At 69.7% G+C, this 22,064-nt stretch carries 19 protein-coding genes and 1 pseudogene; 14 read left to right on the forward strand and 6 right to left on the reverse strand.

What is annotated here, in order from left to right; all coding sequences use genetic code 11:
* Positions 1–118: 118 nt before the first annotated feature.
* Positions 119–865: pseudogene (gene aqpZ / locus C5C17_RS06995) on the reverse strand (aquaporin Z).
* 404 nt (positions 866–1,269) lie between these two features.
* Here aqpZ and C5C17_RS07000 point away from each other — a divergent pair.
* Positions 1,270–2,850, forward strand: a complete 1,581-nt coding sequence (locus C5C17_RS07000) for an aldehyde dehydrogenase (NADP(+)) (protein WP_104252661.1) — start codon at positions 1,270–1,272, stop codon at positions 2,848–2,850.
* Between the two features lie 194 nt (positions 2,851–3,044).
* Here the strand turns inward: C5C17_RS07000 and C5C17_RS07005 are convergent, their stop codons facing one another.
* Positions 3,045–4,073, reverse strand: a complete 1,029-nt coding sequence (locus C5C17_RS07005; protein ID WP_104252662.1) for a 2-hydroxyacid dehydrogenase — start codon at positions 4,071–4,073, stop codon at positions 3,045–3,047.
* Positions 4,074–4,349: 276 nt separating this feature from the next.
* On the opposite strand from C5C17_RS07005, the gene C5C17_RS07010 reads away from it, so the two are divergent.
* The 4 genes from C5C17_RS07010 (at position 4,350) to C5C17_RS07025 (ending at position 8,879) form a co-directional block, all read left to right on the forward strand.
* A complete protein-coding gene (locus C5C17_RS07010; protein WP_104252663.1) occupies positions 4,350–5,966 on the forward strand; it encodes an ABC transporter substrate-binding protein in 1,617 nt (538 codons plus the stop codon).
* Positions 5,967–6,000: 34 nt separating this feature from the next.
* Positions 6,001–7,047, forward strand: a complete 1,047-nt coding sequence (locus C5C17_RS07015) for an ABC transporter permease (RefSeq protein WP_104252664.1) — start codon at positions 6,001–6,003, stop codon at positions 7,045–7,047.
* Positions 7,040–8,080, forward strand: a complete 1,041-nt coding sequence (locus C5C17_RS07020; protein WP_104252665.1) for an ABC transporter permease — start codon at positions 7,040–7,042, stop codon at positions 8,078–8,080. The genes C5C17_RS07015 and C5C17_RS07020 overlap by 8 nt, the downstream gene beginning before the upstream one ends.
* A gap of 70 nt (positions 8,081–8,150) precedes the next feature.
* The gene (locus C5C17_RS07025) at positions 8,151–8,879 is read left to right on the forward strand and encodes a sulfite exporter TauE/SafE family protein (RefSeq protein WP_104252666.1); all 729 of its coding nucleotides are present in this window, start codon (positions 8,151–8,153) and stop codon (positions 8,877–8,879) included.
* Between the two features lie 235 nt (positions 8,880–9,114).
* On the opposite strand, the gene C5C17_RS07030 is transcribed toward C5C17_RS07025, so the two are convergent.
* The 3 genes from C5C17_RS07030 to C5C17_RS07040 all read right to left on the reverse strand — a co-directional run bounded on the left by C5C17_RS07030 (position 9,115) and on the right by C5C17_RS07040 (position 12,615).
* On the reverse strand, positions 9,115–10,089 hold the full coding sequence (locus C5C17_RS07030) for a 2-hydroxyacid dehydrogenase (RefSeq protein ID WP_104252667.1): 975 nt from the start codon (positions 10,087–10,089) through the stop codon (positions 9,115–9,117).
* A gap of 35 nt (positions 10,090–10,124) precedes the next feature.
* Complete coding sequence (locus tag C5C17_RS07035) at positions 10,125–11,477, reverse strand: enolase C-terminal domain-like protein (RefSeq protein ID WP_104252668.1); 1,353 nt, start codon at positions 11,475–11,477, stop codon at positions 10,125–10,127.
* A gap of 178 nt (positions 11,478–11,655) precedes the next feature.
* A complete protein-coding gene (locus tag C5C17_RS07040; protein WP_104252669.1) occupies positions 11,656–12,615 on the reverse strand; it encodes a 5-dehydro-4-deoxyglucarate dehydratase in 960 nt (319 codons plus the stop codon).
* Between the two features lie 147 nt (positions 12,616–12,762).
* Between C5C17_RS07040 and C5C17_RS07045 the strand changes: the two genes are divergently transcribed.
* The 9 genes from C5C17_RS07045 (at position 12,763) to C5C17_RS07085 (ending at position 21,237) form a co-directional block, all read left to right on the forward strand.
* Positions 12,763–13,662, forward strand: a complete 900-nt coding sequence (locus C5C17_RS07045; RefSeq protein ID WP_104252670.1) for a LysR family transcriptional regulator — start codon at positions 12,763–12,765, stop codon at positions 13,660–13,662.
* Between the two features lie 150 nt (positions 13,663–13,812).
* Positions 13,813–15,141 (forward strand): enolase C-terminal domain-like protein, encoded by a 1,329-nt coding sequence (locus C5C17_RS07050; RefSeq protein ID WP_104252671.1) that lies wholly within the window; start codon positions 13,813–13,815, stop codon positions 15,139–15,141.
* A gap of 66 nt (positions 15,142–15,207) precedes the next feature.
* Complete coding sequence (locus C5C17_RS07055; RefSeq protein WP_258066044.1) at positions 15,208–17,025, forward strand: ABC transporter ATP-binding protein; 1,818 nt, start codon at positions 15,208–15,210, stop codon at positions 17,023–17,025.
* Positions 17,026–17,036: 11 nt separating this feature from the next.
* Complete coding sequence (locus tag C5C17_RS07060) at positions 17,037–17,462, forward strand: biopolymer transporter Tol (RefSeq protein ID WP_374953902.1); 426 nt, start codon at positions 17,037–17,039, stop codon at positions 17,460–17,462.
* Positions 17,463–17,549: 87 nt separating this feature from the next.
* Positions 17,550–17,951, forward strand: a complete 402-nt coding sequence (locus C5C17_RS07065) for an ethanolamine utilization protein (protein WP_219820483.1) — start codon at positions 17,550–17,552, stop codon at positions 17,949–17,951.
* Positions 17,952–17,998: 47 nt separating this feature from the next.
* Positions 17,999–18,691, forward strand: coding sequence for a dimethylamine monooxygenase subunit DmmA family protein (locus C5C17_RS07070; protein ID WP_146079101.1), 693 nt, complete (start codon positions 17,999–18,001; stop codon positions 18,689–18,691).
* Positions 18,688–19,728 carry a PDR/VanB family oxidoreductase gene (locus C5C17_RS07075; protein WP_258066045.1) on the forward strand — a complete coding sequence of 347 codons (1,041 nt, stop codon included), beginning with the start codon at positions 18,688–18,690 and terminating at the stop codon, positions 19,726–19,728. The genes C5C17_RS07070 and C5C17_RS07075 overlap by 4 nt, the downstream gene beginning before the upstream one ends.
* On the forward strand, positions 19,725–20,756 hold the full coding sequence (locus C5C17_RS07080) for a DUF3445 domain-containing protein (protein WP_219820484.1): 1,032 nt from the start codon (positions 19,725–19,727) through the stop codon (positions 20,754–20,756). Before C5C17_RS07075 ends, C5C17_RS07080 begins: the two co-directional genes overlap by 4 nt.
* A gap of 157 nt (positions 20,757–20,913) precedes the next feature.
* Positions 20,914–21,237 carry a hypothetical protein gene (locus C5C17_RS07085; RefSeq protein WP_104252674.1) on the forward strand — a complete coding sequence of 108 codons (324 nt, stop codon included), beginning with the start codon at positions 20,914–20,916 and terminating at the stop codon, positions 21,235–21,237.
* A gap of 66 nt (positions 21,238–21,303) precedes the next feature.
* On the opposite strand, the gene C5C17_RS07090 is transcribed toward C5C17_RS07085, so the two are convergent.
* A complete protein-coding gene (locus C5C17_RS07090; protein WP_104252675.1) occupies positions 21,304–22,056 on the reverse strand; it encodes a sulfite exporter TauE/SafE family protein in 753 nt (250 codons plus the stop codon).
* Positions 22,057–22,064 lie beyond the last annotated feature (8 nt).

The raw sequence follows: 22,064 nt of genomic DNA on the forward strand, positions 1-22,064 counted from the left end.
TCGACGCCTGACGCCTGACGCTGACGTCGACGCCTGAAAGGGCGAGTGGACGAGAGCGGGGCGGCACCAGCATGAACTGGTGCCGCCCCGCGGTCGTCTCTCCCGAGGCGAAGGTCCGCTACGTGCGGAGCCCCTCGAAGAGGGGCTTGTACGCGAAGCCAGCGATGAGGGCGCCCACGACGGGGGCGAGGATGAACACCCACAGCTGCGACAGCGGCACCGACCCGCCGAAGATGGCTGTGGCGATGGAGCGGGCCGGGTTGAGTGAGGCGTTGGACACCGGGATCGTCATGAGGTGGAAGAGCGTCAGCGCGAGGCCGATCGCGAGAGGAGCGAAGCCGCTCGGCGCGCGGCGGTCGGTGACACCGAGGATGACGGAGATGAACAGCGCCGTCGCGACGACCTCGGTCACGATGACGGCGACGAGACCGAACCCGCCTGGCGATGCCTCGCCGTAGCCGTTCGACGCGAAGCCGCCCTCCTGGGCTGCGGCGAGGAAGCCGTCCGGGCCGTTGGCGGCGATGAGGAAGACGACGGTCGTGGCGAGGATGCCGCCGAGGATCTGCGCGACGATTTACAGGGGCACGTCCTTCCACGCGAAGCGGCCGGCTGCAGCGGCCCCGACGGTGACGGCCGGATTGAAGTGGCCGCCGGAGATGTGGCCGACCGCGTAGGCGCCCGCGATGACGGTGATCCCGACGGTGAGCGACACGCCGACCCAGCCGATCCCGGTCTCGGCGACGCCGTTCGCGGCGGCGAAGATCGCGGCGCTGATGATGCCGAACACGAGCAGGAAGGTGCCGAAGAACTCGGCGGTGAGGCGGCTGGCCGTCGACGGGTCGCGGTCGATGGCGACGTCGGCGATTGCAACATCGGTGGTCCTGGATGCTCCTAGGAGGGTGGGCGGCTGGAACCTGGATTCTCACCGCGCGTTGGTCTCGGGAACGAGGATGCTCGTCCCACGACCCAGGGCTCGCCTGGGGGATCGTTCCCCCTGAATCGACTCTGAAGTGTACGGCAAAACCCACCGGTTGGTCGCTCAAGGGTGGTGGGCGGTGCCTGTGCCGCTTCGCCCGCGCGCCAGAGGCGCAGCGAGCATGCGCCCGTCTCTTCGCACGGCGCGGAGTCCGTGAGCATGTCGAAACTGCATCGGGTCATGCCGAATCTGAAGCGCCAGTGTCGGCGGACGGCCATAGCCTCGAAGAAGGACTCAGTACCGCACGAGGCTCGTCGCCGCACGAGGCTCCAACGCACGACGAAAGGCACGCAATGACGCTGGCACCACATTCGCTCATCGCCGGAAGCAGCGAGCTCGGGGGAGGCGATGAGCTTGTCGCCCGTCGCGCCGCAGACGGGGCGGTGCTCGAACCGGCCTTCCGCAGCAACACCGCGGAGGAGCTTGAGCTGGCCGTGCAGGCCGCGCACGACGCGTTCGACGTCTACCGTGCGACGTCACCGGCCGAGCGGGCGGCGTTCCTGGAACGCATCGCGACAGAGATCGAGGCGGACAAGGACGAGATCATCGCCCGCGCGCACGAGGAGACGGGTCTGCCCGTCGCGCGGCTCACTGGTGAGGTCGGTCGCACCACGGGCCAGCTCCGGCTCTTCGCGAAGGTCGTCGCCGAAGGAGGCTGGCAGGGCGCCCGCATCGACGAGGCACTGCCAGATCGGACCCCGCTGCCCCGCGCCGACATCCGCCAGCGCAAGATTCCCCTCGGCCCCGTCGCGGTCTTCGGGGCGAGCAACTTCCCGCTGGCCTTCTCGACGGCAGGCGGGGACACCGCGTCGGCGCTCGCCTCCGGCAGCCCCGTCATCGTGAAGGCCCACAGCGGCCACCTCGGCACCGCATCGCTCGTCGGCCACGCCATCGCGCGCGCCGTCGAGGCGTCCGGGCTGCCGAGCGGCGTGTTCTCGCAGCTGTTCGGCTCGGGCCGAGTGATCGGACAGGGGCTCGTCGCCGATCCGCGCATCAAGGCCGTGGGGTTCACCGGCTCGCGCTCCGGTGGGCTCGCGCTCGTTCGCATCGCGCAGCAGCGGGCCGAGCCCATTCCCGTATACGCGGAGATGAGCAGCGTCAACCCGGTCTTCGTGCTTCCGGCCGCCCTCGCGGCCGACCCAGAGAAGGTCGCGGCCGACTACGTCGGCTCCCTCACGCTCGGCTCCGGACAGTTCTGCACGAACCCCGGCATCGTGCTCGTGCCGGGCGGCGACGCGGGTGACGCGTTCCTGCGCGAGGTCGGCAAGCGCATCGCCCAGGCGAATGGACAGACGATGCTCACGCACGGCATCGGCGACGCCTACCGGGAGGGCGTCGCGGAACGCGAGGCGTCCGGGGCGACCGTCGTGGCGAGGGGCCAGGGCGACGCGAACGCGAACGCGCCGGCCCCCATCGTCTTCAGCGAGGCCGTCGAGGCGTTCGGCGAGGCGCTCGAGGGCGAGATCTTCGGCGCCGCCGGGCTCGTGCTGCGCTACGACGACGCCGACCAGCTCAGCGAGTTCGCCGAGCAGCTCGAAGGCCAGCTCACCGCGACGGTCCTCGCGACCGACGACGACACCGACGACGCCCGCGCGCTCCTGCCCGTGCTCGAGCGCAAGGTCGGCCGCATCCTCTTCAACGGCTGGCCGACGGGCGTCGAGGTCGGCTACTCGATGGTGCACGGCGGGCCGTACCCGGCGACGTCGGATGCGCGCTCCACGTCGGTCGGGGCGCTCGCCATCGAACGATTCCTGCGCCCCGTCGCCTACCAGGACGTGCCGGACGCACTGCTGCCCGAGGCGCTGCGCGACGCGAACGAATGGGGCGTGCCGCGCCTCGTCGAAGGACGCATCCAGCTGCCGAGCGGATACTGACCCCCGGTGCCCAGCGAAGCGCTGACCCGCTTCGTTGGGCGCCGACCGCAGGGCCCAGGGCCCTGGCGCCGGTCGCGGTGCGTTGAACATCGAAGGAGCTCACCCGCTCGGGTGAGCTCCTTCGCGTGATGTCGGTGCGGCACTCGCTCGGCGAGAGCTGCTGGTGCGCTCCCGAGACGGAGCTTGTTGCGCTTCTAGAGCTCGACCGGCGTCACGAGCGTTCCGTGTGCGAGCCACGACCTGAGATTGTCGACGACCAGCTGCCGCATGTCGTCGCGAGTCTCCCGCGTACCGCTGCCCAGGTGGGGGAGCAGCACCACGTTCTCGAGTCCGATGAGCGCATCTGGGACGTTCGGCTCGTCGGCGAACACATCGAGACCTGCGCCCCGGATCGTGCCTGCCTGCAGCGCCGACACAAGCGCGTCCTCGTCGACGACGGAACCGCGGGAGATGTTCACGAGCACGCCGCTGGTCCCGAGCGCCTCGAGGACCTCGGCGGAGATGAGCTTCTGCGAGTCCGCGCCGCCGGCGGCTGCCACGACCAGCGCGTCGTTGCTCCGAGCGAGCTCGACGAGGGAGTCGACGTACCGGAACGGGGAACCGGGCACTTCGCGTCGGTTGTGGTAGCTGATGGGGCAGCCGAAGCCCGACAGGCGCTTGGCGATGGCGCTTCCGATGCGCCCGAGCCCGACGATGCCGACGCGCGTCCCGGTGAACCTCGTGGTGAGCGGGAAGTTGCCGGACGCCTTCCACGAGCCCGCGCGCACGTAGCGGTCGGAGGTGCTGATGCCGCGGTACACGTCGAGGAGCAGGGACATGGCGGTGTCGGCAACGCAGTCGTTGAGCACGTCCGGAGTGTTGCTGAGGGCGATGCCCAGCTCGCGAGCGGCGCTCGTGTCGGTGGTGTCGTAGCCGACGCCGAAGTTCACGATCGCCTCGAGCGAGGGGAGCCGCTCCATGAGGGCGCGAGAGACGCCGAAGCGGCCACCCGTGACGACGACGCGCACATCGGCGAGTTGCGCCTCCTGCTCGCCGGTGAGCTCGCTCGCGACCGCGGAGATGACCGGCGCATCGAACTCGGCGATGAGCTCCTGCTCGAGCTGCGGCATAAGAGGGCCGACACGCAGCACGGTGGGAGTGGCGGTGGTCGCCGGCGGAGCGGCGGTGCCCGCGGCAGTGCTGGTGGGGGCGGCGTCTGGCGTCGTTGCGAGAGGGGATTCCATGCCTGGATCGTAGGTCGCACGACCGATGCTGGTCCAAGATGCACTTTGCATTGATTGATCCACTCGGTGCATTGATGCGGGTCTTGCCAGTAATCACTAGGGCGCGCGGGTCGCTAGGGTTGACTCCGGCCCCGCGCCTCCCGCCGTCCCCCGCGGCTCCCTCGCTCAGTCGTGTTGACGCAGTCGAATCGACGCGCCCAAGCTGAAGGCGTCTCAACGAGGAGAACCACTGACTCGGGGCTCGGCCCTCGAGTTCACAACACCGGAGGAACAACGATGTCTTCTTCACACGAACCATCCCCGACGCTCGGGCGCACCGCATCCAACAGGCCGTCCCCAGCGCGCCGACCCCTCGCATCCGCCGCCAAGGCGGTGGCCGTCGGTGCCGCCGCGCTGCTCCTCAGCAGCTGCGCCGTCGCGAACTCCGACGGGGCTTCCGGAGGCGGCGGCGGAGCGGCCAGCGCACTCCGTGTTGTCCTGCAGCAGGAGCCGCCGACACTCGAGCCGTGCGAGGCGAACCTCACGTCGACCGGTGTCGTCGTGCGCTCCAACATCACCGAGCCGCTCATCGAGCGCAACCCAACGACGGGCGACCTCGACCCGCTGCTCGCCACCGAGTGGGAGCAGACGAGCGACAACGAGTGGTCCTTCACCCTCCGCGACGACGTGACCTTCCAGGACGGCACCCCCTTCGACGCGGAAGCGGCCGCCTTCTCGATCGACCGGGCCGTGAACAGCGACCTCGGCTGCAACGTCGAGGGCTACGTGTTCGGCGAGTCCGACCTCGAGGTCACGGCGGTCGACGCGACGACCCTCACCGTCACGACGCCGGAACCGGACCCCATCCTCCCCCTCAAGCTCTCGTTCATCGAGATCGTCCCCACCTCGACCAGCACCACCGACAAGGTGCGCGAGCCCATCGGCACCGGCCCGTACCAGATCGACCAGTGGGAGGTCGGCACGAAGCTCACCCTCGGCGCTTACGACGGCTACTGGGGAGACGCTCCCGCCTACCCGTCGGTCGAGTACCAGTGGCGTGGTGAGGGCACCGTCCGCGCAGCCATGATCACCGGTGGCGAAGCCGACATCGCCATGGGCCTCAGCCCGGACGACGGCATCGGGGAGAACGGTGTCAGCTACCCGAACAACGAGACGATCGCGCTCCGCTTCTCCGGCGACATCGCCCCGCTCGATGACATCCGCGTCCGTCAGGCGATCAACTTCGCCATCGACAAGGACGGCATCATCGCCTCCCTCTACCCGAACGGCGACGTCGTCGCATCCCAGCTGATCCCCGAGGGCGTCGTCGGCCACAACGACTCGCTCGAGCCGTGGGAGTTCGACCTCGACCAGGCGAAGGCGCTCGTCGCCGAAGCCAAGGCCGACGGGGTCCCCGTCGACACGAAGATCACCCTCGTGACCCGCACGGCGCAATTCCCCAAGGTCAACGAGCTGTCGCAGGTGCTGCAGGAGCAGCTCAGCCAGGCCGGCCTCAACGTGGAACTCCGCATGGTCGACACGACGCAGCACCTCCAGTACCAGCTGCGCCCGTTCGTCACGAACGAGGGCCCCATCGCCCTGCTCGTGCAGCACGGCAACCAGGCCGGTGACGCCCAGTTCACGGTCGACCAGTACATGAGCTCCACGGGCGCGCAGTCGACGTTCGGCACCCCCGAGTTCGACCAGAAGCTCGACGACGCGGCCAAGACCTCCGGCGACGAGCGACAGACGGCCTACGAGCAGATCTTCGCCGACCAGAACGAGGAGATCGTGCAGTTCGCGCACATCGCGCACCAGACGGGCCTCCTCGGCATCGCGTCTGGCATCACCTACGAGCCGAACTCGGCGAGCGGCGACGAGCTGCGCATCGCCGAGGTGAAGCCAGCGGCCTGACGGCCGCCCGCCACCCTGGAGAAAGCAGCCGCTCATGTGGACTTATCTCAGAACCAGAATCGTCTCCAGTCTGCTGCCACTCGTGGCCGTCGTCCTCGGCGTGTTCGTACTGGCCCGCCTCACCGGAAACCCGGCGAGCCTGTACCTCCCGCTCAACGCGACGGAGCAGATGAAAGAGGACTTCGCGGTCCGCAACGGGCTCGACCAGCCACTGTGGATGCAGATCGTCAACTACTTCTCCGGGGTGGCGCGCTTCGACTTCGGCGAGTCGCTCCGCACGGGAGAGCCCGCAGCGGCCATGGTGCTGCGGGCCTTCCCGGCCACGCTGCAGCTCGCCGGCGTCACGATGCTCCTCACGGTCGTCCTCGCGATCATCATCGGCAGCTGGGCGGCACTCAAGCCGAACGGCGTCGCCGACCGCATCGCGAGCTTCTTCTCGATGGCCGCCGCCAGCGTGCCGGACTTCTGGCTCGCCATCATGGGCATCTGGATCTTCGCGATCACGCTCGGCTGGCTGCCCACCTCGGGCGTCGACAGCGGCGGGCTCTCCTGGATCCTGCCGATCGCGACGCTCATGCTGAGGCCCGTCGGCGTGCTCACGCAGATCGTCCGAGGCTCCATGGTGAGCGTGCTCGGGCAGCCCTTCATCAAGGTGGCCCGCAGCAAGGGCGCGGGTCAGCTGCGCGTCGTGTTCAAGCACGCGCTGCGCAACGCCGCGGCTCCCGCACTGACCGTCGCCGGTGACCTCACGGTCGGCCTCATCAACGGTGCGGTGGTCGTCGAGACGATCTTCGGCTGGCCTGGCATCGGCAAGCTCATGATCGACTCCATCCTGCAGCGCGACTTCGCCGTGCTCCAGGCCGCGGTGCTGATCACGGCACTGTCCATCTTCATCCTCAACATCCTCATCGACCTCGGCTACGCGCTCCTCGACCCGCGGGTGCGACCGGTGGCGAAGCAGTCGCGCATCCGCCCCACGGACAAGGATGCGAAGCGCGACGCCGCCGGAGCGGCCGCACGAAAGTCCGCCGCCAAGGGCATCGAGAGCAGCGACGCAGAGAAGGGCAAGGCGCATGTCTGACCCGCAGAACCCACAGACCCCCGGTGGCCCGAGCACGGGCGCCGCCCCACAGCAGCCGCCCGCGACGACGAACGTGCTCCTGCAGAAGGAGAAGCGCGAGCGCAACGTCGCCGAGCGGCCCACGCTCTTCACGCTGCTCCTCAAGGACAAGGTCGCGACGGTCGCGGCCGCCGTGCTCGCCTTCATCGCCCTCGTGGCCGTCTTCGGGCCGCTGCTCGTGGGAGAGCTCGCCTCCAAGCAGGACCTCACGGCCATCAACGTGGCCCCGTTCAGCCTCGACAACGGCTGGGCGTTCATCCTCGGCAGCGACTCGCTCGGGCGCAGCATGCTCGCGCGCCTCGTCATCGCGACGGGCACAACCCTCGGCGTCGCCGTCCCCGCCGTCCTCGTGGCCCTCATCGTGGGATCCATCTGGGGCGTCTGGGCCGGCTACTTCCGCGGCTGGCGGGAGTCGGTGTCGATGCGCATCGCCGACATCATCATGAGCTTCCCGTCGCTGCTGCTCGCGGTCGTCATCCTCTACGTCTTCAACCCGAGCCTCGCGAACATCGTCGCCGTGCTGGCGCTGACCCGCATCCCGATCTACCTGCGCACGGCGCGGGCCGAGGCCGCCGAGCTGCGGTCGCGGATGTTTGTGGACGCGGCCACCAACTTCGGCACGAAGCCACGCAGCATCATCTTCCGCCACATCGTGCCGAACGTCGTGCCCACACTGGTCACGCTCGCGACGCTCGAGTTCTGCTACGTCATGCTCGCCGAGTCCTCGCTGAGCTTTCTCGGCATCGGCGTGCAGTCGCCCGACGTCAGCTGGGGGCTCATGGTCGCCCAGGGGCGCCAGTACCTGCAGCAGGCCTGGTGGCTCTCGGTGCTCCCCGGCCTCGCGATCGTCATCACGGCTGTCGCCGCGAACGTGCTCGCCTCCTGGCTGCGCATCGCGACCGACCCGAACCAGAAGTGGCGGCTCATGCAGAAGTCGGCGAAGGTGAAGCTCCGCCCGTCGCTCCCGACGCGCGAGCCCGCCGGCGAGGTGTGACCCTCATCCTCCCGCAGCACCACGTTCCGGTGCCACGCACCGGGAACGCCCGATCGGCCGGAGTCGCATCATGACTCCGGCCGATTGGGCTGCCCTCGCGGTCATCTTCTTCGCGGCCTCCTGCCTGCAAGCGGGCATCGGCTTCGGAATGGGGATGCTCGCGGCTCCCTTCATCGCGCTCATCGACCCGGCCCTGCTGCCGGCGACGGTGATCATCATGTCGATCCTCCTCACCTCGATCGTCACGGTGGCGGAGAAGGACTCGCTGGATCTCAGAGGCGCCGGCTGGGCGCTCGTCGGACGCGTGCCAGGCAGCGTCGCGGGGGCGCTGCTCGTGACCGTCATGGCGCCCGCCGTGCTCTCGTGGGTCGTCGTCGCAACCGTCGTCACCGGTGTGGTCTTCTCGCTGCGCGGCTGGGCCCCGAAGGTCACGCGCTGGTCGCAGATCGTGGCCGGGGCCGCCTCCGGCATCATGGGCACGACCACGTCGATCGGCGGGGCGCCCATGGCGATCATCTGGCAGGGCTCCGACTCGGCTCGGCTGCGCGGCACTCTCTCGGCGTTCCTGCTCGTCGGGTCGATCATCTCGTTCGGGCTGCTGCTCGCGTTCGGGGCCGTCGCGCCGCAGACCTGGACGGTCGTGCTGTGGATGGTCCCGGTGGTCCTGCTCGGCTTCGTCGCGAGCCGCTTCATCACCCCGCACCTCGACAAGACCCGCACGAAACGGCTCGCGCTCGGCGCATCCCTGCTCGGCTGCGCGCTGCTCGTCGCGACGCAGCTCGTGCAGCTGCTGGGCTGAACAGCGCCTCACCGGCTGCCTTGGTCGCGGCGCACGCACACGAGAACTGCTGGCCCCTCGAAGAACGAACCTGTAATTGCTGGGCCGAAGACCCGCGCCCTGGCTGCAGTGGAGGGTCAGACATGCGAGCGATGCAGGTTCGTTGAGGAACGAACCTGCATCGCTCGCATGTCTGTGCGCCGGGCCGGGTAACCGGGCGGGGTAACCGGGCTGCGGGTGGCGAGCGGGGAGCCGGCTAGCGGATGACGCGCTCCAGCGGCCGGCCGTCCGCCCGCAGGTCGATGTTGCGCGCGATGTCGGCGGCGCGCAGCTCGAAGACCTGGCGTGCGTGGCCGGAGTGGTGGGGCGTGAGCACGGTGTTGGCGAGGGGTGAGAAGCGGTCGACGGATGCGGGAACGCGGCCCTGCGAGTCGGGGGCGCCCCACCACACGTCGATGCCTGCACCGCCGATGCGGTCGTCAGCAAGCGCGTGGAACAGCGCGTCCTCGTCGACGACTCCGCCGCGCGCCACGTTGATGAGCACCAGGTCCGGCTTCGCGACAGCGAGCTCCGCGGCGCCGATCGTGCCGCGCGTGCGATCAGACAGCGGGATGGAGACGACGAGCACGTCCGCCCCCGCCACGAAGTCCAGCATCCGGTCGGGGCCGAAGACCTCGGCGACGTCGAGCCCGGCTGGATTGGGCGCATCCGGTCGCTGCCGGAGCGCGGTGAGGCGCATGCCGAGGGCCTGCGCGAGGCGCCCGACCTCCGTGCCGATCTCACCGAGGCCGAGGAGCCCCATCGTCGTGCCGCGCAGCATTGGATGGAAGGGGACACTCGCGTCGTTGCCGATCGTGCGCCACTTGCCGGCGCGCATCTGCGCATCCGCCTCCAGCGCGCGCCTGCGCAGCATGAGCGCCGTCATGACGACGTGCTCGGCGATCGCCGCCCCGTGGTGACCCGTGTTGCAGATGGTCACGCCCGGCGGGAGCGCATCGACGCTCACGCGGTCGGCGCCGGCACCCGTGACGTGCAGGAGCGCATCCGGGCGAAGGGACGCCGCCTGCTCTGGAGTGAGCACGGAGGCGATGACGATGTCGGCCCCGCGGAGCGCGTCGTCCAGCTCCGCGGGGCCGAGCTCGGCGGCGAGGCTCCACTCGTGCGCGCGCTTGGTCTGCGTGAGGAGCTCCGCGAAGCGGGCGATGATCGGGTCGGTGACGAGGATGCGCATCCGGACCTCTCCGTGGGTTCTGGCGTGGTGGGGTGCTACCAGCGGGGGCTGGCGACGGAGTAGTCGGGGTGGAAGCGCTGCATGTAGCCCGTGTCGTCCCGCTGCGTGATGCCGCTCTCGAGGAACTGCTCGTGCAGCTTCGCGAGGCCGTCCACGTCGAGCTCGACGCCGAGGCCTGGCCCGGTCGGGACGAGCACCGAGCCGTCGACGAAGGAGAGGTCGTGGGTGACGACGTCCTCATCTGGCTGCTTCCAGGGCCAGTGCGTGTCGCACGCGTAGCTGAGCGACGGGGTCGCGGAGGCGAGGTGCACCATGGCCGCGAGGCTGATGCCGAGGTGCGAGTTGGAGTGCATCGAGAGGCCCCAGTCGAGCGACTCGGCGAGGCCGCCGAGGGTGCGGGACCTGGTGAGGCCGCCCCAGAAGTGGTGGTCGGAGAGCACGATGTCGATCGACCCCTGCTCGACGGCGGGCTTCACGCCGGCGAAGCTGACGACGCACATGTTCGTCGCGAGGGGGAGGGTCGTGCCGCGTCGCACCTCGGCCATGCCTGCGAGTCCGGGGGTGGGGTCCTCGAGGTACTCGAGGGACGATTCGAGGGCCTTCGCGACGCGCAGCGAGGTCTCGACGCTCCAGGCGGCGTTGGGGTCGAGGCGCAGCCCGAGGTCGGGGAAGGCGTCCGCGAGGGCGAGGATCGCGGCGATCTCCTGGTCGGGTTCGAACACGCCGCCCTTGAGCTTGAGCGCGGAGAAGCCGTAGCCGTCGACGAGCTGACGTGCCTGCTCGACGATGCCCTCCGGTGTCAGTGCCTCGCCGAACTCGTCGGCGCCGGATCCGGGGTGGCCGGCCCACTTGTAGAAGAGGTAGCCGCTGAACGCGACCTCGGGTCGGATGGCGCCTCCGAGGAGTGAGCTCACCGGCACGCCGAGGATCTTGCCCTGCACGTCGAGCGCGGCGACGTCGAAGGGGGAGAGGACCCGATCAGCGGTGCTCGAACCGGTCACCATGCCGCTCATCCCGTGGCCGCCCTGCGAGGTGTCGGCGGTGAGCGCCTGCGCGACCGCGAAGCGCAGGCGGTTGGTGTCGAACACGTTGATGCCGACCACGGCGTCTGCCGCGAGGGAGAGGCGGTGCAGGTGAGGGGCATCCCCGTAGGTCTCGCCGAGGCCGGTGAGGCCTGAGCGGGTCGTGACCTGCACGATCGCGCGAAGCGCGTACGGCTCGTGCACCCCGACGGTGTTCAGGAGGGGTGGGTCCTTGAAGGCGACCGGCGTGATCGTGACGGCGGCGATCTCATTCTGCGTGCTCCGGTCGAAGGGATCCACCGGCGTCGCGCGTGCAGCGGCGGCTGGTGCGAATCCGGATGCGGTGGACGTGCTCTGCGCGGTCATGTCGTCTCCCTGTGTTCGTCGTTGAACGAGGTGTGTTCGTCGTTGCGGGCGCTCTGCTCGGTGTCGAGCATGCCGTGGTCGTTGCTGGACGGAACGTTCGGCCTGCTCGGAGGCCGGTTGCTCAGCGGGGTGAGCGCGCCCGGTCGCGCTTCGTCAGCGCAACCGGGCGTGCTCAGGCTCAGGCGACGGGCGCCGCGACGCGGTCCTGCTCGGCGGGGGTGCCTGCGCGCTTCGCGAGGAGGGCCCTGGTGTCGTCGATGAGCTTCCTGAGCTCTTCGACGTGCTCGGGCTTGGCGTCGATGAGCGGCGCGCGCACGTGGCCGGCGTTGATGCCGGCGAGCTTGGTGGCTTCCTTGACGAGCGACACGGCGTACCCGGGCACGGAGTTCCGGAGGCGGACGAGGGGGTGGTAAAAGCTGCGGTTGAGTTCGGCCAGGCGCTCCTTGTCGCCGGATTCGACGGCGTCGAAGAAGGCAAGGGCGATGTCGGGGGCGAAGGCGAAGGAGGCCGACGAGTACAGGGGGACGCCGATCGCCTTGTAGGCCTCCTGTGCGATCTCGGCCGTGGGGAGGCCGTTGAAGAAGAGGAAGTCCTCGCCGCGCGACTGCGTCTCGTCGGTGACGGAGCGCACGATGCGGGACATGAGGTCGATGTCGCCGACGCCGTCCTTGAGGCCGATGACGTTCGGGATGCGGGAGACGGTGACGGCGGTGTGCTCGTCGAACCGGGCCGTGCTGCGGTGGTAGACGATGACGGGCAGCGTCGTGGCACCCGCGACCTGCTCGACGTACGCGACGAGGCCTTCGCTTGGGCCGGCGACGAGGTACGGCGGGAGGAGGAGGATGCCATCCGCCCCGACCGCCTCTGCGCTGCGCACCTGCGCCTTGGCGTCGGCGAGCGTTCCGCCGGCCCCGGCGAACACCGGCGTTGCCTTCTTGGTGGTCGTGACGGCCGTGTCGACGACGGTCGTGTACTCGTCGAGGCTGAGCGCGTGGAACTCGCCGGTGCCGCAGGCGATGAAGATGCCGCCCGGCTCGTGGGCGAGCCCCTGTTCGAGGTGCTTCGCGAGGGCTGCGACATCGACGGCATCGTCGGCCGTGAAGGGGGTGACCGGGAAGAAGAGGATTCTGTCGAGCACGTCGATCTCCTTAGTTGCGTGTCTCCGCGGTGCGTCGTTGCACGGTGCGGCTGTTCCGAGTTGATTGCCCGGCTATCTGCGACGCTATGGTCTTATGGATGCGCAAACAAACTAAAGTGTGGATGAATCAATGTTGGGAGTGAATTGATGTTTACCCTGGTCCAGCTCGAGTGCTTCGTCGCCGTCGCCGAGGAACTGCACTTCGGTGCGGCCGCCGAGCGCCTCCGCATGACCCAGCCGCCCATCAGTCGCCAGATCCAGCAGCTGGAGCGCGAGCTCGACACGCAGCTGTTCGTCCGGACGAGTCGTCGGGTCGCACTCACGGAGGCTGGGCGCACCCTCCTGCCCAGCGCCCGCAAGCTCATCGACCTCTCGGCGAAGGCCGCGGCCGATGTGCGCGCCGTCGGCGAGGGGGCGACCGGCACGCTGACGGTCGGCTACACCGCGGTCGCGGCGCACAGCGTGCTCCCCAAGCTGCTGCGGGCAGCGGCGGAGGAGCTGCCCGGGCTGCAGCTCATCCTGCAGGAGTCGGTGACCGTCGACCAGATGGACGAGCTCGAGCGCGGCACGGTCGACATCGGCCTCCTGCGTCCCATGCGGGACCGCCCAGGCGTCCAGTCGACGACGGTGCTGACGGAGCGCCTGGTGCTGGCGCTGCCGAGGGGCTCGCGGCTCGCCGAGTTCACAGGGCCCGTCTTCCTGAGCGACCTCAACGATGAGGCGCTCCTCATGTACTCGCCAGGTGGTGCTCGCTACTTCCACGACCTGCTCCTCAGCATGTTCGTCGCCTCATCCAGTCACCCGCGCATCGTGCAGTACGCGGGCCAGGTGCCTGCGCTGCTCGCGCTCGTGAACGCGGGCATCGGCGTCGCGCTCATCCCCGAGTCCGCAACGCAGCTCGCGCCCGACGGCGTCATCTGCCGGCCGGTTGCCGACGGTGACCGATCGGAGCCGTACAACCGAGTGCACCTCGACATCGCATGGCGGGAGGACTCCGACAATCCGCTCGTGGCGGCGGTCGTCGAGCTCATGCAGCGCAACGCGTGACCGCGGTCGCACGCCGCTATTGATGCTGAACGCGCATCCGGTCATGCCGAATACGCTCTCGATCGAATGGATGCGGCTCCTTAGAGTGGCAATACGGCACCGTGGCCAGAGCCACGCGTGACCACCCAGCGCGGCGATGGAGGCGGAGCTATGAACCAGGTGACGGTCGAGACGTGGGACGTGATCCCAGTGGCGGGCCACGACAGCATGCTGCTGAACCTCAGCGGAGCCCACGCGCCCCTCTTCACTCGCAACCTCGTGAAGCTCACCGACAGCGAGGGGCGCGTCGGCATCGGCGAAGTGCCCGGCGGCGAGAGCATCCGCTCGACGCTCGTCGCCTCCGCCGAGCTGATCGTCGGCAAGCCCGTGGCCGACTACCGCGCGATCCTGCGCAGCATCAACGAGGAATTCTCCTGGCAGGACAGCGCCGGCCGCGGCGCGCAGACCTTCGACCTGCGCACGACCGTGCACGTCGTCACCGCCTGGGAGTGTGCGCTCCTCGACCTCCTCGGACAGCAGCTCGGCCTGCCGATCTCGTCGCTCCTCGGCGACGGCAGGCAGCGCGAGGCCGTCGACGTGCTCGGCTACCTCTTCTTCGTCGGCGACCCCGACGCGACCGGCCTCGACTACCTGCGCGGCGACGACACGAGCGACGCGTGGGGACGCGTGCGCCGCGAGCGTGCCCTCGACAGCGAGGGGGTCGTGCGGCTCGCGAAGGCCGCGCAGGAGCGATACGGCTTCCGCGACTTCAAGCTCAAGGGCGGCGTGCTCGAACCGGCCGTCGAAGCCGCCGTGGTCACCGACCTCGCCGCCGAGTTCCCGGATGCGCGCATCACGCTCGACCCGAACGGCTCCTGGCCGCTCGACGAGGCGCTCCGCCTCGGCCCCGACCTGAAGCGCGTGCTCGCGTATGCCGAGGACCCGGTCGGCGCGGAGAACGGCTACTCGGGGCGCGAGGTGATGGCGGAGTTCCGCCGCGCCACGGGGCTGCGGACTGCCACCAACATGATCGCGACCGACTGGCGCGAGCTGGGGCACGCGATCCGCTCGCAGGCCGTCGACATCCCGCTCGCCGACCCGCACTTCTGGACCATGAGCGGCTCCGTGCGTGTGGCGCAGCTGTGCGACGAGCTCGGCCTCACGTGGGGCTCGCACTCGAACAACCACTTCGACGTGAGCCTCGCGATGTTCACGCACGTCGCCGCGGCGGCCCCTGGAACGCCGACGGCGATCGACACGCACTGGATCTGGCAGGACGGCGAGGAGCTCACGACGGCCGCCCCCAAGATCGAGGACGGCGTCATCCAGGTGCCGACGGCCCCAGGCCTCGGCGTCACCCTCGACGACGCCGCGGTGAGCCGCGCCCACGAGCGATACCTGAGCCTCGAGAACTCGGCGCGCGACGACGCGTTCGCGATGAAGACCTTCATGCCCGAGTGGGCATTCCACCCGAAGCGGCCTGCCCTCATCCGCGCCTAGCGGACGCGGCACAGGCACTCCAGAGCAACCAATCCAACACGACGAGGTGTGAGAATGGACCAGCGAATGACGCAGCAGCAGCTCCAGGCCGACGAACTGGCCGCGACGGCAGGACAGGCCGGACGCCAGGCCGAGGTGGCCCCGAACGGTGAGGCCGCCACCGGCCAGGCTCAACCCGGCAAGGCTCGACCCGACCAGGAAGTGGAGAAGGCCATGCTCCTCTCGGTGCGCGACCTCTGCATCTCCTACGGCATCGGCGGACGCGCCGTCGACGCGGTGAGGAACGTCTCGTTCGAGCTGTACGCCGGCGAGGTGCTTGCGGTCGTCGGCGAGTCCGGCTCCGGCAAGAGCACGGTGGCGCACGCGCTCATCAACCTCCTCGCGCCGAACGCGACGGTCACCTCGGGTGAGATCAAGTTCGACGGCGAGCCCATCCAGGGGTTCAGCGACGCGCAGTGGCGGGGCATCCGCGGTCGGCGCATCGGCCTCGTCCCGCAGGACCCGGCCCTCTCCCTCAACCCGACGACGAAGGTCGGAGCCCAGGTCGCCGAGCCGCTCCTCATCCACGGACTCGCGAGCCGCAAGGACGCGCACGCCGAGGCGGTGCGACTCCTCGACATGGCAGGCCTCACCGAGCCGGCGGCCCGTGCTCAGCAGTACCCGCACGAGTTCTCCGGAGGCATGAAGCAGCGCGCGCTCATCGCGACGGCGCTCGCAGGCCAGCCGGAGATGGTGATCGCCGACGAGCCGACCAGTGCCCTCGACGTGACGGTGCAGAAGCAGATCCTCGACCACATCGACGGCCTCGTGAAGGAGCTGGGCACGGCCGTGCTGATGATCACGCACGACCTCGGCGTCGCGGCCGACCGCGCCGACCGCATCATCGTCATGCGCAAGGGTGAGATTGTCGAGACGGGCACAGCCGACGACGTCATGCTCCGGCCGCAGCACGACTACACGAAGAAGCTCCTGCGTGCCGCGCCGAGCCTGCACAGCCACGAGGCCCGCACGGTGCTCGTCACCGACAAGGCGACGGGAAAGGCGTCGAGTCGAGCGGCGGATGCGCGTGACGGGGCTCCGGACATCACCTCGCCGCTGCTGCGGGTCGAGAACCTCACCAAGGAGTTCGCACTTCCCGGCGGTCGCGGCGGCAAGCGCACGCTGACCGCCGTCGACGACATGAGCTTCGACCTGCATCGCGGGGAGACGCTCGCGGTGGTCGGGGAGTCGGGGTCCGGCAAGAGCACGACGGCGCGCCTGGTGCTTCGCCTCGAGAAGCCCACCTCCGGCCGCATCGTCTTCGATGACCAGGACATCACGGACCTCGAGGGTGAGCGGTTGCGAGCCCTTCGCCGCAGGTTCCAGATGGTCTACCAGAGCCCGTATGCGTCGCTGAACCCGCGCTTCTCCATCGAGCAGCTCATCGCCGAACCGTTGGTGTCGTTCAAGCTGGGCGACTCGAAGTCGCGCGCCAAGCGGGTGCGGGAGCTGCTCGACCAGGTCCAGCTGCCGCAGCTGTTCCTGAACCGCGGGCCTGACGAGCTGTCGGGTGGCCAGCGCCAGCGTGTGGCGATCGCGAGGGCGCTTGCCCTCGAGCCCGAGTTCATCGTGCTCGACGAGGCCGTCTCGGCGCTCGACGTGTCGGTGCAGGCGCAGATCCTGGACCTGCTCACCGAGCTGCAGCAGGAGAATGACCTCACGTACCTGTTCATCACGCACGACCTCGCGGTCGTGGCGCAGATCTCCGATCGTGTCGCCGTCATGAAGAACGGCGTGCTCGTCGAACTGGGCAGGACCGGTGACATCCTCATGAAGCCGCAGGAGCCCTACACGCGAAAGCTCATCGACGCCATCCCGGGGCACGGGAGCTCGCACGCCGCGTAGGCTCGGCGCCTATGGGTGACGGAGGCAATGCGGGTGAGGCAGCTGGCGGGGGCGTCGATGGGAGCGGCGCCGGCACCGCGGGTGGGCCCGACGATGGGTCCGCCGGCGAAGAGCACGCCGACGACGAGCGCTGGCTCGTGGTCAATGGCCGGCGCTGGCGGCGTACCGATCCGAGTCTTCCTGCAAGCATGGTCGAACGGCTGAAATCGCATCTCGGCCGCGGGCGATCGGGCGTGGGCGCCGCGAAGCGCCAGGGTGACGACTCTGCCGTGGCGGCGTCGCGCAAGCGCGTCGGCCTCGCGAAGCACGGGCTGGGCGAGCGCGGTCCGCGCTGGTGGGAGGAGCCGAAGGCGGCTCGACTCGAGCGGGCCCGCCAGGCACTTGACGAGCTTGACGAGCTCGACGAGCTCGACGGGGCGGCCCCGGAGGGCGCCTGACGCCGCGGAGCACGGCGAGTCGCTCCGGCACACGATCGACCACCAGTGTTTACACCCAGGAAACTGTGTTCACTGAATACTTGGTCCATGAGCACAGAATTCATGAGCACAGATGCAGTGGCCACCGCCGTTCCGCCGTTCCGCGTGACCCCCGACTTCTGGTCGCAGCTGCCGAGGATGCCGCTCGACCAGTATCCGGGCACCGAGGGCTACATCGCGGACGTGTACTCGAACCCGGACGGATCGGCCATGTCGGCCGGCTACTTCGCCCTGACGCACACGGATGCCCCGCTCGACTACTTCTACGACTACGACGAGATGAAGGTCGTCATCTCCGGCACGTTCCGCCTCGAGAACGTCGACACCGGGCAGGTGTCGTACGCGGGCCCGAAGGATGCCATCTTCTTCCCGAAGGGGTCGCGCATCCTCTTCAGCACCGAGGATGCGGCGCTCGCGTTCTACGTCGGCCACCGCTCCGTCGCACCCTGACCGCCATGGCGATGTCCTCGATGCAACCCGCCGGAGTCGGACCGGGCGTGAGCGCAACCGCCACCAGTTCGGCTCGGTGGCGGCGCCTGCTCGAAGCGGGTGGCCGGGCGGCGACCGACGCATGGTCGGCGGTCGCACCGGCGCGCACCATGACGTTCCTCGTCGGTGCGGCACCCACCGCGTCCATCGGTGGCGTGCCCGATGACACGGCGTCGAGCGGGGTCGCGCGTGGCGCCGCGGTGTCCAGAAGCGCGGAGCCCACCGGCGATGGCCAGCCAGGTCCAGGCGAAGGGGCTCTGGTCGCGCTCGACGACGCGACCTCGGCCGCGTCGCGAGCCCGGATCCTCGAGGCGCTCCGGGTCGCGCGCACGGGGTGGCGGTTCCGAGTCGTCGGCGACGAGCTCGCGCTCGGCGCGTTTCGGGCGGTCCTGCACGACGCCGGCGTGCTCGACGAGGAGATCGAGTTCGTGCTCACGGCCCCGGAGCCAGGCGTCGCCGAGGTGCCCGTGCACTGTGGGCACTGCCAGGCGAAGACGAGTACGCAGACAGGCGGAAGCGTGCCGTGCTCGGGTTGCGGTCTGCACCTCACCGTTCACTCACACTACTCCCGCCGCCAGGGCGCCTACCTCGGGTACTTCGCTGACGCCGAGCTGACCGTGCCCGACGTGGAATCCGCTGCCGGCATCCGCGCGAGCATCGTGGCCGCAGAGCACCGCCGGAGCGGACCGGTGCTCGTGTGAGCGGCGCCCCCGCGGCCGACGCCACGACGACTCGCCCGCCTGCTGCCGACGCCCGTGTGGGTGGCGCGGCGCTCGACCTCATCGTCTCCGAGATCGCGGAGCTCAGCCGCGGCGTCCGCTCCTTCACGCTTCGCGACCCGCTTGGCCGTTCACTTCCGTCGTTCGCGCCGGGAAGCAGCATCGCGGTGCAGCTCGGCGGCGGCGGCCGCAACTCGTACTCGCTGACGGGCAGCGGGCGACGCCCAGACCACTACTCGATCTCGGTGCGCCTCGACGATGCAGGCCGAGGCGGCTCGCGGTGGATGCACGGCCTCAGCGTCGGCGACGAGGTGGCGGTGAGCGCGCCGTCCAGTGCGTTCCCGCCTGTGCTCTCTGCACGCCACCATCTGCTGATCGCGGGCGGCATCGGGGTCACCCCGATCCTCTCGCACGCCAGGGCCGCGGCCGAGTGGGGGCGCTCCTTCGACGTCGTGTACGCCTTCGGCGAGGGCGGGGGAGCGCACCGGGACGAGCTGGAGCGCCTGAGCGGGGGCCGGATGACCGTCTGCGGGAGCCGCGCCGCCCTGCATGCCCACCTCGCGTCGGCCCTGCTCGACCAGCCGCTCGGCGCACATCTCTACGTCTGCGGTCCGGTCGCCATGATCGACGCGGTGCAGGCAGCCGCTCGCGCGGCCGGCTGGCCCGAGGCGCGCATCCACGCCGAGGCGTTCGCCCCGCCCATCCTCGACCCGGGCGAGCCATTCGAGGCCCGGCTCCTCGGCCTCGGCCGGACCATCCGAGTCGACTCGGGCGTCACCCTGCTCGAAGCGCTGCTCGCCGAGAACGTGCCGGTGCCCAACCTCTGCCGCCAAGGCGTGTGCGGCGAATGCCGCGTCGCCGTCCGAGCACCGTCCGATTCGCACCGTGCAGACGTGCACGGCCCCGCGGGGATCGACCACCGCGACAGCTTTCTCACCGATGAGGAGAAGGACCGCGGCGACTGCCTCATGCCGTGCGTCTCCCGCCCAAGAGGCGAGATCCTGGAGCTCGAACTGTGACCGCACCCGCCACCGGCAAGGCCGACCATTCCGTCGCCGTTGCCGGCTTCCCGTTCCCCTTCCCGAAAGAGACGTACCGCTACAGCACCAACGTGGAGCCGGCCTCCGTGCCACGGCCAACGGCGGCAGGTTCCTGGGGCGAGCATCCGGTCGACATCGACCACGCCTATCGCGATGAGCTCGCCGAGCGGGCCCGCATCCTGAGCGCCGACCCCTCGAGGCTGCAGTGCCTGCCGCACATGGTGCCGGCCGCGTGGGACGCGATGTTCGTGCTCATGGAGCAGCTCGCCGACGCGTACCCGCAGCACATGAGCCTCACCAGGGAGGGCGGCGGCTGGCACTGGCACAACGGTCTGCTCGGCATCGACCGGTGCTTCGCGGTCGGCGAGACCTCGTCGATGCCGGAGGGTCCCCTCGGGTTCATCGGCCAGCAGATGCAGGAGGATATCGTGCTGCTCGAGCAGCGTGACGGCGAGCTGTGGGCCGACGCCGGCCTCGTGACGTTCGCCGCGGACTGGTCGTTCGGCTTCGACGTCGGGATGTCGTTCCTCGAGATCCACGGGCCCGTGCCGCGGGTGCACGACGAGGGGGTCATCCCGCGGGCGCAGGCCTTCCTCATGCGGCTCGAGCCCGGGCAGAGCTACCGGCGCACCAACTGGACGCTCACCGTCGACGGCAAGCTGGACACGTCGACGGAGACGTACCCCGAGTGGGGTCCAGACCGGACCACGCTTGTGGACGGCCCGCTCGCGGCGGTCGGCGACAGGCTGCACCTGCGGACCGAGGTGCAGCACCTCATCCGCCTCCCCGAGTCGAACGCCATCATGTTCCTGATCCGCAGCTACCTGCTGCCGTTCGCGGCCCTGGCGACCGTGCCAGAGTGGGCTGCGAGAACGGCGGAGGTGCTCGAGGAGCTGCCAGTCGACATGGCCGAGTACAAGGGCGTGACGCGCACCCGCGAGGCGGGCATCAGGTGGTTGCGCGAGTACGGGGGAGTCTGCGAGGGGAGCGCTGCTGGGGCGGCGTGATGTTGGTGCTGTCGCAGGCGGGCGTGAGCGCGGACGCCGATGTGCACACGGATGCCTAGTGCTGGCATCAGCACGCGTGCCGGTGCAGGTGCCGGTACCGGTACCGGTGTCCGTGCCAGCGCGGGTCGGGCTTCCGTCCCTGTGTACTCTTGCCGACATGGCTGACGCAGCGCAGGTCCCGAGCGAGCCGGCGCACGAGTCTCGACGGGAGCGCGATCCCGATCACGGTCACAGCGCCGGGCGCGGTGCCGAGCACAGGGTCGAGGACTGGGCGGTGGACAGGCCGGACGACTCGGTCGAGGACCCAGCCGCCCCGACCCCTGCGGAGCCGCTCGAGCTCACGCAGCAGGAGCGGGCCGAGGCCACGCTGCGCTCGATCATGTCCGGCGGCAACCTCACCGCCGAGACGATGAGGCTCTCGAACGACTTCACCGACCGGCACGTGTCGCGCCTGAAGTCGTTCTTCCGCCGCGCGAAGTAGACGGCGTCTCGAGCCCGGCGCTGCCCGCACGCACCGCTCGGCGCCTCGCGCAGCGCCGCCGCGCCCTCACACGAGCAGGTAGACGGCGCCGGCGATCGTGAGCACCAGCACGATCCGGTCGAAGAGCTGCTGGCTCAGCCGCGGGGCGAGCCAGCGTCCCAGGAATGCGCCGCCGATGAGGAGCGGAACGAGCAGCAGATCCAGGACAAGCGTGCTCGGCGTGATGAGGCCCAGCCCGATCGAGAACGGCAGCTTGGCGATGTTGACGATCGTGAAGAACCAGGCTGCCGTTCCGAGGAACGCCTTGACGGGGAACTTGGCGGCGAGGAAGTACATCGCCATCACGGGGCCGCCGGCGTTGGCGACCATCGTCGTGAACCCGCCGAGCGATCCGTAGCCGACGCGTGCGATCTTGGCGGCGCGGTCGCTTGGCGTCTCCGGGGTGCGGTACCGGCGCCACACGGTGATGGCGACGAGGATGAGCAGGATGATGCCGATGACGCGGCGCACCCAGTTGTCGTCGGCGAAGGCGAGGAAGGCGGCGCCCGCGAGCAGACCGACCGCGACGGCGGGGATGAGCTTGACGAGCGTCGACCAGTCGGCGTGCCGCCGGTAGGTCCACAGCGCGAACATGTCGCCGACGATGAGCAGCACCAGCAGGGCCCCGGTCGACTGCTTGGCCGGGAGCACGGCCGCGAAGGTCGCGACCGACAGGGTTGTGACGCCGGGCAGTGCCGTCTTCGAGATTCCGACAGCAAAGGCGGCCACTGCGAGCAGGACCCATCCGAGGGTGGGGAGTTGGGGGATCAGCTCGAGCACCTGTCGAG

This window comes from Pseudoclavibacter sp. RFBA6 (genome assembly GCF_002931575.1).
Classification (GTDB): Bacteria; Actinomycetota; Actinomycetes; order Actinomycetales; family Microbacteriaceae; genus Pseudoclavibacter; species Pseudoclavibacter terrae.